This window comes from Methanobrevibacter sp. (genome assembly GCF_030539555.1).
Taxonomy (GTDB): domain Archaea; phylum Methanobacteriota; class Methanobacteria; order Methanobacteriales; family Methanobacteriaceae; genus Methanocatella.
In genome coordinates this window covers 1-9,564 of sequence record NZ_JAUNXX010000054.1, presented here as the reverse complement: position 1 = coordinate 9,564, position 9,564 = coordinate 1, and the positions used below count along the sequence as shown (strand labels likewise).

9 protein-coding genes, 6 tRNA genes and 1 pseudogene are annotated in these 9,564 nt (G+C 35.4%); 6 read left to right on the top strand and 10 right to left on the bottom strand.

The annotated features are described in order from the left end of the window. Together fhcD and Q4Q55_RS08355 are read right to left on the bottom strand one after the other, a co-directional pair. The coding region (gene fhcD / locus Q4Q55_RS08360; RefSeq protein ID WP_303372360.1) for a formylmethanofuran--tetrahydromethanopterin N-formyltransferase at positions 1-689 on the bottom strand (689 nt) is incomplete at its 3' end. Positions 690-832: 143 nt separating this feature from the next. Beyond that, positions 833-1,903, bottom strand: coding sequence for a UPF0104 family protein (locus Q4Q55_RS08355; protein WP_303372359.1), 1,071 nt, complete (start codon positions 1,901-1,903; stop codon positions 833-835). 77 nt (positions 1,904-1,980) lie between these two features. On the opposite strand from Q4Q55_RS08355, the gene Q4Q55_RS08350 reads away from it, so the two are divergent. Further along, positions 1,981-3,417 carry a TrkH family potassium uptake protein gene (locus Q4Q55_RS08350; RefSeq protein WP_368660151.1) on the top strand — a complete coding sequence of 479 codons (1,437 nt, stop codon included), beginning with the start codon at positions 1,981-1,983 and terminating at the stop codon, positions 3,415-3,417. Positions 3,418-3,472: 55 nt separating this feature from the next. Then, on the top strand, positions 3,473-4,123 hold the full coding sequence (locus tag Q4Q55_RS08345; protein WP_303372357.1) for a TrkA family potassium uptake protein: 651 nt from the start codon (positions 3,473-3,475) through the stop codon (positions 4,121-4,123). A gap of 1 nt (position 4,124) precedes the next feature. Here Q4Q55_RS08345 and Q4Q55_RS08340 read toward each other — a convergent pair whose 3' ends face one another. The 8 genes from Q4Q55_RS08340 to Q4Q55_RS08305 all read right to left on the bottom strand — a co-directional run bounded on the left by Q4Q55_RS08340 (position 4,125) and on the right by Q4Q55_RS08305 (position 5,998). After that, positions 4,125-4,736: an MBL fold metallo-hydrolase gene (locus Q4Q55_RS08340; RefSeq protein WP_303372356.1), complete on the bottom strand. Its 612-nt coding sequence runs from the start codon at positions 4,734-4,736 to the stop codon at positions 4,125-4,127. A 60-nt stretch (positions 4,737-4,796) separates the two neighbouring features. Continuing rightward, positions 4,797-4,944 (bottom strand) — tRNA-Trp (locus Q4Q55_RS08335). A gap of 54 nt (positions 4,945-4,998) precedes the next feature. Next, the gene (hjc, locus tag Q4Q55_RS08330; RefSeq protein WP_303372355.1) at positions 4,999-5,406 is read right to left on the bottom strand and encodes a Holliday junction resolvase Hjc; all 408 of its coding nucleotides are present in this window, start codon (positions 5,404-5,406) and stop codon (positions 4,999-5,001) included. A 93-nt stretch (positions 5,407-5,499) separates the two neighbouring features. Further along, positions 5,500-5,575, bottom strand: a tRNA-His gene (locus Q4Q55_RS08325). Between the two features lie 31 nt (positions 5,576-5,606). Next, positions 5,607-5,689, bottom strand: a tRNA-Leu gene (locus Q4Q55_RS08320). A 55-nt stretch (positions 5,690-5,744) separates the two neighbouring features. After that, positions 5,745-5,819: transfer RNA gene (locus Q4Q55_RS08315), tRNA-Glu, on the bottom strand. Between the two features lie 27 nt (positions 5,820-5,846). Further along, positions 5,847-5,920, bottom strand: a tRNA-Ile gene (locus Q4Q55_RS08310). A 5-nt stretch (positions 5,921-5,925) separates the two neighbouring features. Then, a tRNA-Asn gene (locus Q4Q55_RS08305) sits at positions 5,926-5,998 on the bottom strand. A 195-nt stretch (positions 5,999-6,193) separates the two neighbouring features. On the opposite strand from Q4Q55_RS08305, the gene Q4Q55_RS08300 reads away from it, so the two are divergent. From Q4Q55_RS08300 to Q4Q55_RS08285, 4 genes and pseudogenes are all read left to right on the top strand, one after another. Beyond that, entirely contained in the window at positions 6,194-7,174 is a 981-nt protein-coding gene (locus Q4Q55_RS08300) for a radical SAM protein (protein ID WP_303372354.1), read from the top strand. A gap of 135 nt (positions 7,175-7,309) precedes the next feature. Continuing rightward, the gene (gatB, locus tag Q4Q55_RS08295; protein WP_303372353.1) at positions 7,310-8,662 is read left to right on the top strand and encodes an Asp-tRNA(Asn)/Glu-tRNA(Gln) amidotransferase subunit GatB; all 1,353 of its coding nucleotides are present in this window, start codon (positions 7,310-7,312) and stop codon (positions 8,660-8,662) included. Between the two features lie 12 nt (positions 8,663-8,674). Then, entirely contained in the window at positions 8,675-9,481 is an 807-nt protein-coding gene (locus Q4Q55_RS08290; protein ID WP_303372361.1) for a CBS domain-containing protein, read from the top strand. Further along, positions 9,482-9,564: pseudogene (locus tag Q4Q55_RS08285) on the top strand (phosphoribosyl-ATP pyrophosphatase); the annotation flags it as partial. It lies immediately after the preceding gene.

Below are 9,564 nucleotides of genomic sequence, written 5' to 3'. Positions count from 1 at the left end.
ACTTGATCTTTTAAAGTTACACATTCTTTTTCGTTGGTAGATGCACTCATGAAGGAGTATTTGGAACCAGTTTTTGAACCAGAAGCAACCATACCTCCTGAGAAAGGAGTAATTACACCAGCAACAGCGTGAATAGCATCAACAGCGGCTTCAGCAGCAACAATAGATGCCATTTGACTATCAGCCATGATGAAGAAGTTTCCACCAGCCACTCCATCTTTCCATCCCATTTCATCTTCCACTAAGAAGTCACCAGACATAATAGGAATTACATGCATTTTTTTGCCGTCTACCTCTTTTTCAGTTTCAAATCCGTCACCGAAGAATTTGAGTTGTTTTCCTGTTGGGAAAGTTTCTTCACTTTCTAAAGCGTTGAATGCAGCTGCAGTAGGAGCAGTTAATACACATTGACCGATTCTGTCCATAATTTGTCCACCTAAAGCTTTTTTAGACATGTGACAAATCATGATTGCATAACCAGGTCTTCCATCTGGAGTTTCAGTTGGAGGAATATATTGATCAATACCTGCTTCTGCAGGACATCCGATAACTGAAGTAGCAAATCCAGTAGCTTCAGTAGCTGCAATTTTAGCTAAATGTTTAGTAGCAGCAGTAATAATTAATCTAGATACTTTAATTCCGAAACCTTCAGCAAAGGTATCTTGTATTTTTACACCATTAATTTCCATTTTTTCACCATTAAGTTCGTTGAAATTAGATTAAAAAATAATTAAACTAATTCTCTACAACATTTAAAGATATATTTTATAATTAAAATAAAGTTTTCTATTTTATATCGTATTCCCGGTTATCAAATTAATTATTCAAACAGTTAGTCATTTTCAATTAAATCATCTTCCAATATTTCTTCAAGTTCCTGATTTGAAGAACTGGAGGAAATTTTATCTAAAACAGAAGACCCATAATAAGGTAAAATAACCATACCCAATATTGTAGCCATCCAAAATGAAATTAACCTTTCTATAACTGTTGCCGCCGCACTAACTGATGCAGATATCCCTGCTGTAGAATAAAATAGAATCATCAGCCCATCAACAGCACCAAGACCTCCCGGAAGAAGTGGAATCATACCCACCAGACTAGCTATAATGAATACTTCCCCAATTATTATTGGATTTACATTTGCTCCAAATGCAAGAAACACCAAATAAACTCTAAAAATTTCAAAAAACCAGATTACAAAAGACAATGTTAAAGTATATATTAACCCTCTTTTATTTGAAATTAACATTTTCATGGTCTTTTGAAAACCAAAAATAGCTTCATGTATCTGATTTTCTAATTTTTCAGAATTTTTCTTATAAAATCTTCTAACAAGACCAATTATCCAACCATCCACTTTATTACCAAAATTAGGATTAATACACATGTAAATAAGAATAATCAATATTGCAATAATAGTTATTACTGCCAAAACCATCACAACAAGTAACCATAAATCAAGATTGAAAAAAAGAGTCATGGAAACAATTGTAATTGCTGCTAATACGACAAACGGAAAGGTATCCAAAGCCCTGTCTGCAACAACAGTTGCAAGTGAATCCTCAAAATGATATTCCTCTTTTTGTTTGGATAAAAGATAAGCTCTTACTGGCTCACCACCGCCACGTCCGGAAGGAGTAATATTATTTACGGCAAGTCCCACTAAAACCATTGGAAGCAATTTTTTAATACCCAAATCCATATCAGCCAATTTATTTAGGATTTCCCAACGTAGAGTATATAAAAAATAAGTAAAAACCTGAGTTACGATTGCCAAAGCTATAACACTAAGATTAGCCACTTTTAAAGCATTAATTACTTTATCTATTCCCACAAACCACAACATTATAGCTAAAATAAGAATACTTACTCCCAATAATAATATTGTTTTACGGTCCATAATCCTACCAACCTTACAATTACTATAATTTTTCTATTACTTAAAAATTTATATAGATATTTGTTCAAATTATTACAATAATGAGGTATATTACTAAAACTGACTTGTTGATTGTTGCAAGAGATTCCGGATATCTGATGATTGGGATTGGAATAATGTGTTTATTCCCCCTAATAATGGATATATTTTATTTTGAGTTTGATGTCATTAGCTTTTTAATTCCGGGATTGATTTCAATCTCCCTAGGCTTTATTTGCAAAAGGTACTTTGAAAATTCAACCCCTAAAAAAATACGCCTGAAACATGGAATGATGATTTCATCATTCGCCTGGTTCTGGGCAGGGCTCATCGGAGGGCTTGTCTTTATGCTTGCGACAAACATATCATATATTGATGGCGTTTTTGAAAGCGTTTCCGCCTTAACCGGTACTGGAATAACAATATACAGCGATGTTGAAATATTACCTCACAGCATACTATTTTTTAGAGCCATAGAGCAATGGATAGGCGGTTTAGGAGTGGTCGTTATGGTGATAGGTGTTTTGACAAAGCCCGGAGCCGTTTCATCAAAACTATACCAATCAGAAGCCCGTGACGAACGTATCAAACCAAGTATCAAAACAACACTTCGAAAAACAATGGAAATTTACGTGATCTATACAATTATTGGAATTGCATTATATGTGCTGGCGGGAATGCCTCTTTTTGATTCAATCTGCAACACATTCACCATAATTTCAACAGGAGGAATGAGCGTCAAAAACGCGAATATGGGCTATTATCAAAGTGACATAATCTATTTCATCACGATTGTCCTGATGATTTTAGGTGCAACAAGCTTTTTGGTGCATTACAAGGTTATCAAAACCAAGGGAAAATCCCTGATTCAGGACCTGCAATTCAAGATAATTATTTGCGTAATCGCTTTCGTTTGCGTGATGCTTTATTTCGTGTCAAACATCGTTCCGATAGAGCTGATATTCACCGTAACCTCGGCGATTACAACAACCGGGGCAAGCGTCACACCAGTGAATGTAATGGCTGGGTGGCAACCATTCGTGATAATATGCCTGATGTGTCTGATGCTGACCGGAGGTTCAAGCGGATCCACAGTAGGTGCAATCAAGCTTGTCAGGATGATAACCTTCTTTAAGGGAATTTACCGTCACGTACGGGAAATCCTATCCCCTGAAGGAAGGGTTGTGCCCATAAAATATAACGGGCGCAAATTACCTGAAAAGGCAATATCCCAATCAGGAAATTACATTACATTATATATGATGTTCATCATGTTTACATGGGCATTGTTCTGTTTATGCGGATATGACCCATTCAAAAGCCTGTTTACAGCCATGTCCCTTCAGGGAAACAACGGATTGGACCTTGGAATCATGAGCACAAGCATACACCCTGCATTAAAGGTTGTAAGTATGTTCGATATGTGGACTGGAAGGTTAGAAATATATCCCGTATTGATTACCATAAGAGCATTTTTCGAAATTTTTAAAAGATAGATTTATAATATTAAAAAATAAATATTGATTATCAAATATTTAATGAGGCGATTTAATGTATGTAATCATTATGGGCGGAGGCCGTGTTGGACTTGCACTTGCAAATTTACTGATTGAAGAAGGATGCGACATTACATTAATTGAAAGTGACGAATCATTATGTGCAGATGTTGCAACAGAGCTTGATGCATTGGTTATTTGTGGAAATGGAACTAATTCAAAATTACTTGAGGAAACCAACATTGAAGATGCAGATTACTTCATTGCTACAACCGGAAATGATGAAGCAAACTTGTTATCTTGCATTTTAGTTAGAAAATTCGATGTTCCAAACATTATTGCACGTGTAAGTAATCCAGATCACGAAGAAGCATTTAAGGAAGTTGGTATTGACCATGTAATCAGCCCGGAAATAGCAGCTGCCGCGCAATTGCAAAAATTAGTTACAAGACCTAACGCTGCGGAATTAATGACCCTCGGTGAAGGAGATGCTGAAATATTGGACATGTCAATAACTAACGATAAAATTGTTGGGAAACGATTTAAAGACATATCCCCAACCAAAGATTATATCATTATTTCCACTTATCAAAATGGAAAATTGGTTATCCCTCAGCCAGACAACACAATTAGTCGTGGTGAAAAAGTAACCGTTCTTGTTAAAAGAGGCTCTTTTAAGAAATTAGCTAAAAAATTAGGAAAATAAATCATAATAAGGAATAAGACAACTTAATATGATCTTTTCCATTATTTTCTACAATTGGCCCGTGCCCAGGATAGATGTTTTTGACATTTAATTTTGTTAATCTTTCCACACTGTTTTTCATATCATCATAATTCCCACCAATATCCATTCTACCAACTCCACCACCAGCAAAGATTGTATCGCCGGATATCAGGTTTTCACCATCCCATAAACAGATTCCACCACTTGTATGTCCGGGGGTGTGAATTACTTCAAAATCACCAATTTTATCACCTTCCTGAAGTTCAATGTCTACACGACTGTTATTGACTCCTTCAAAACCAAAAGCAGTGCCTGCAGTACCTAGAGTATCTTCATTCCTAATAGGAATCGCATCCAGTTTATGGACTGCAATTTTTGCATTTGGGAAAAAATGATTGCCTCCGATATGGTCAAAATGACAATGAGTATTGACAACCATTTCAATGTCTTCAGGTTCAACACCATTTTCACGAAGTTTTGAAAACAAATAATCCTTATTTTGGCCTGCACCAGTATCAACCAAAATATTTTCATTGATTAAATAGCAATTTGAATCGTAATTATAACCCATGATAAAAACAATAGAACTCATGAAAGATAATATTATCAATAAAGTAATTAAAATTTTTGAAAAAAAAGTTTTATAAAAAAATGGGGTCACAGGGATTTGAACCCCGATCCTGGGATTTCTCTTGCCTCAGTACTCCAATTGATCATCACAACGGATACTGTTCAGTTACGCGTATATTTCTTCAAAGACAACTGGAGTCCCAGATGATGCCAGGTTACACCATAACCCCACATAACATACTATAATAAATATATTTTAATGATATATAAAGATTACCATTTAACTAGAATTTCATTTGTTTATCAATTCCAGCTATTTCATCAATTTCAAGGCCTTTTTCCAATGCATAGTCCTTTTCGACCTTGTAATTTCCATTACGAGTGCGAGGAGTATTGATTGGTTCGAGAAATAGCCATTTAGTATATTTGAATCTGACTCCGATATATGGTTTTGCACCGAATATTTTTGAAAATTCACATAATGCCTCAATTTGAGGAGAATCAATATAAACCTTATCTTTTGTAGTTGTTTTAACTTCAATTGCCAAGTACAATTTTCCGTTTCCAGCCACAACATCAGGCAATGGATTTTTTGTTGCTCCACCAGATGCAGGAGCCCTCATAGCCGCAAAATTCCTTTCCCATAGTTTATGTACCAAATCCCTTTCTTCAGCAGAACCTTTTTTTGCCATATTAACACTCAATTAAATAGTCTGATTTTAAAAGTATATAAAAGAAATGAGAGAGCATTTGAAAAGTAATATCTAAAAAAAAGTTTTTATAAATGGGGCCGGGGCCGAGATTCGAACCCGAGTCCCGGGATCCACAGTCCCGGAGGATGACCACCTACCCTACCCCGGCATAGATACTAATGAATAAAAATTGTTAAAAATGCGGGAGCAGGGATTCGAACCCTGGAAGACCTGTGTCAACAGGTCCTAAGCCTGTCCCCTTTGGCCTCTCGGGCACCCCCGCTTATGAAACAAAGGATACAAAGAAACCATTAAAAATCTTAACAAATTTTTTAAAATGCTCCGGCCGGGATTCGAACCCGAGTCTTCGGCTCGAAAGGCCGAAATGATTGGCCGGACTACACCACCGGAGCATACAAATACAATAAAGTTAGTTAACATGGGCCCAATGGGGTTCGAACCCATGGCCTTCCGGTTATGAGCCGGACGCTCTACCTGGCTAAGCTATGGGCCCAAAAGCGCCGTCGACAGGGCTCGAACCTGTGACCAATCGGTTAACAGCCGAACGCTCTACCTACTGAGCTACGACGGCATCTGAACACCCATCTAACTTAACCAAATAAAACCCATGTTTAAAAATCAAAAGACTTTAAACAGTAATAATAATTATAATTTACATAGTATATAAAGCTTTTGTTTTTTCCTATTTTATTTAAAAAAACAAAATAATTTCACAATAATACATTACACAAACTACTATATAAACTTTAAGAGCAAATATTAAAATATGGATTCTAACATATTTGACCTAATAAAAGAAGCTAACAGCACAACTTTAAAACATCACGGAAACTTAATTACTCTTGAAAGAGCTGTTTTCCTATCATGGTGGTGTGATAAAGGAGATTGTGCATTTTGTTACATGTCTACGCAAAAAGAAAAAATAAAAGATCCAAAAAAAGCCAGAAGAAACATCAATAACATCTATGCGGAAGCTGAAATGTGCAAACGTCTTGACTGGAATATTGAATTTTTATCCGGAGGATATGAATCATTTACAACTCAAGAGATAAAGGAAATTGCAACCACCATAAAAGACATAACCGGCGAAGGCGTCTGGCTAAATACCGGCATTACAGATGAATTAAGAGAATACAGGTCAGAAATAAAAGGAATCACCGGTGCTGTTGAAGTAGCCAATCCTGAAATCCATGAAAGAGTTTGTCCCAGCAAGAAATTGGATGACATAAGCAATATGTTAGATGTCGCAGGAGATTTGGGATTTAAAAAAGCAATAACCATAATATTAGGTCTTGGTGAAACACTGGATGATGTTGACTATATAATTGATTATATTAAAGACCACAAAATTGACCGAGTCATTTTCTATTCACTAAATCCCCATAAAGAAACAATCTATGCGAACTCCTCACAACCTGCATCACTTTACTATGCTCAAGTTGTAGCACAAGTCAGGCTAGCTTTCCCTGAAATTGAAATAATTTGTGGAACATGGATTGACAACCTGGCAAACATCGGAATATTGATTTTGAGTGGAGCAAATGGAATAACAAAGTTCCCATTATTTAAAATGTTTGGAACAAAATACGGTAAAAGAGTTGAAGAAGAGGTAAAATGGGCAGGACGTGACTTGAAAGGAACATTCACTGATAAGAATATGTTAGGACCTCAAAAAAGTGAAATCTCACCTGAACTAGATAAATTCATTAAAAGATATGTAAAAGAATCCCTGAAAAATAAATATTAGTTATCGTATAATATTTATTGAAAAAATCACTATTTTTAAAAATCTTTATAAATCTAATATGATAGATATAACTATAATATAATTTATTGAAAAATTATCCTATGTGGAGGAATTATTATTAGTGACGATGTTGATATGATGTGTGGACTTGAAATCCACGTACAATTAGAAACCGAATCAAAATTATTCTGTGATTGTCCTACTAATTATCAGGACGCACCGGCCAATACAAACATCTGCCCAGTTTGTTTAAACCAACCGGGTGCAAAGCCATACCCAACAAATGAAAAAGCATTGGAAAATGCATTAATGATAGCTCTAATGCTTAACTGTGAAATTGACCAGGACGTTATTTATTTCATGAGAAAACATTATGATTATCCGGATTTACCATCAGGCTACCAAAGAACTTCAGTTCCAATTGGAATAAATGGAGAATTGAATGGAATTAGAATAAGAGAAATACACGCTGAAGAAGACCCTGGACAATATAACCCTGACAGAGGTTTTGTTAATTTCAACCGTTCAGGAATTCCATTAGTTGAAATTGTTACAGAACCGGATATTAAATCTCCAGAAGAAGCAAGAAACTTCCTAAAAGAATTAATTCGTGTTTTGCAGTATAGTGGAGCAGCCCGTGGTGAAGGTACCATGAGAGCTGATGTAAACATCTCCATTAATGGAGGAAACAGAGTGGAGATGAAAAACATTAACTCCATTAAAGGGGCTTACAAAGCATTGAAATTCGAACTTGTAAGACAAAAAAACCTTATGAAAAGAGGAGTTGAAGTTAAACAAGAAACCCGTGCTTACCTGGAATCCCAAATGATTACTGTAGGAATGAGGATGAAAGAAGATGCTGATGATTATAGGTTTATAACCGATCCTGATTTACCCCCTATGAAAATTTATGATGACACAATTCAAAGAATTTTAGACACAATGCCTGAAGCTCCTCACAACAAGGTAAAAAGATTTGTTGAAGATTATGGAATTGATGAAGAATCAGCGAAAGTATTAACTTCAGAATTGGATTTGGCTATCGCATATGAAGAGGTTGTTAAAGATGTTGACCCTAAATTTGCATCAAAATGGATGAGGGACGAACTAAAAAGAGTATTATCCTATAATAAATTAGACTTCGCAGATAGTGGAATTACCGTGGAAAATCTTGTTGAATTCTTAAATATGCTTCAAGCTAAAGAAATTACTACAAAAGCCGGTCAAAGAATAATCGAACAAATGCCAAATAATGATAAGAATCCAAAAGCTATTGCTGAAGAGTTGGGCTTACTTGGTGTTGTAAAAGATGATGAAGTATTGGCCGCAGTAAAACAAGCAATTGATGAAAATCCTAAAGCGGTTGAAGATTATTTAGCGGGCCAAAAAGCATCTATTAACTTTTTAGTGGGCCAAGTAATGAAAATAACACGTGGAAAAGCTGATCCTGGCGAAACTGTTAAATTATTAAAAGAAAATATTGAATAAAGGAGTATGAAGATTATGGCTACAAAAACATATGTAAAAGATTATATGACTAAAAATGTTATTAATGTGTCTCCAGATACAAAAACTGAAGAAGTCATCTCACTCATGAAAGAAAGTCACCACAACAGTTATCCAGTAGTTGAAAATGATAGGTTAGTGGGCATGGTAACCGCATTTGACATCATATCAAAAGAACGGGCAGATACTGTCAGAGATTTAATGACTACCAAATTAGTAGTCGCAAATCAGGACCTCACAATAAATGATGCTTCAAGAGTTATGTTTAGAAGAGGAATTTCCAGAATGCCAGTAGTAGATTCAAAAGGAGCATTAGTTGGAATAATTACAAATACTGATATGGTAAGGTCCCACATTGAAAGGTCAACACCAAACAAAGTAGAATACTTTAAAAAGACCATGGAACAGTTATATGGAATCAAAACTACTTTAAAGCATATGCCTGTTGAAACTAATCAATTAAGACCTACACAAGATAAAGTTTTTGCAGACGAACTTGAAGGAAGAGCTTATGAATTAGAAAAAGGATTGGCCGAACCGGCAATCGTCGTTAAAACTGGTAACCGTTGGATTTTAGTTGATGGTCACCACAGAGCAGTAGCTTCAAAACAAAAAGGTTATGAAACAGTGGACTCATATGTTATTGATTTAGGTCAAGACATTAAATTAGGTATGGAAAAAACAGCCGACAAGTTAGGAATCAGAACATTCAGTGATATTGAAATTATTGACGATGACAAACATCCATTAATTGCACTTACAGAGAGTATTCAAGATCAAGCATCAAAGGACGATGATTAAATGGATAAAGACAAGATTATACGTGAAGTATATCAGGTTTTAGAATCCAGAAGAGATAATCCAATTGATTCATATACTTCAAA

Coding starts and splice junctions, on each gene's coding strand:
- gatB (WP_303372353.1), top strand. CDS start 7,310: ATGATGTGTGGACTTGAAATCCACGTACAATTAGAAACCGAATCAAAA.
- Q4Q55_RS08300 (WP_303372354.1), top strand. CDS start 6,194: ATGGATTCTAACATATTTGACCTAATAAAAGAAGCTAACAGCACAACT.
- Q4Q55_RS08355 (WP_303372359.1), bottom strand. CDS start 1,903: ATGGACCGTAAAACAATATTATTATTGGGAGTAAGTATTCTTATTTTA.
- hjc (WP_303372355.1), bottom strand. CDS start 5,406: ATGGCAAAAAAAGGTTCTGCTGAAGAAAGGGATTTGGTACATAAACTA.
- Q4Q55_RS08345 (WP_303372357.1), top strand. CDS start 3,473: ATGTATGTAATCATTATGGGCGGAGGCCGTGTTGGACTTGCACTTGCA.
- Q4Q55_RS08340 (WP_303372356.1), bottom strand. CDS start 4,736: ATGAGTTCTATTGTTTTTATCATGGGTTATAATTACGATTCAAATTGC.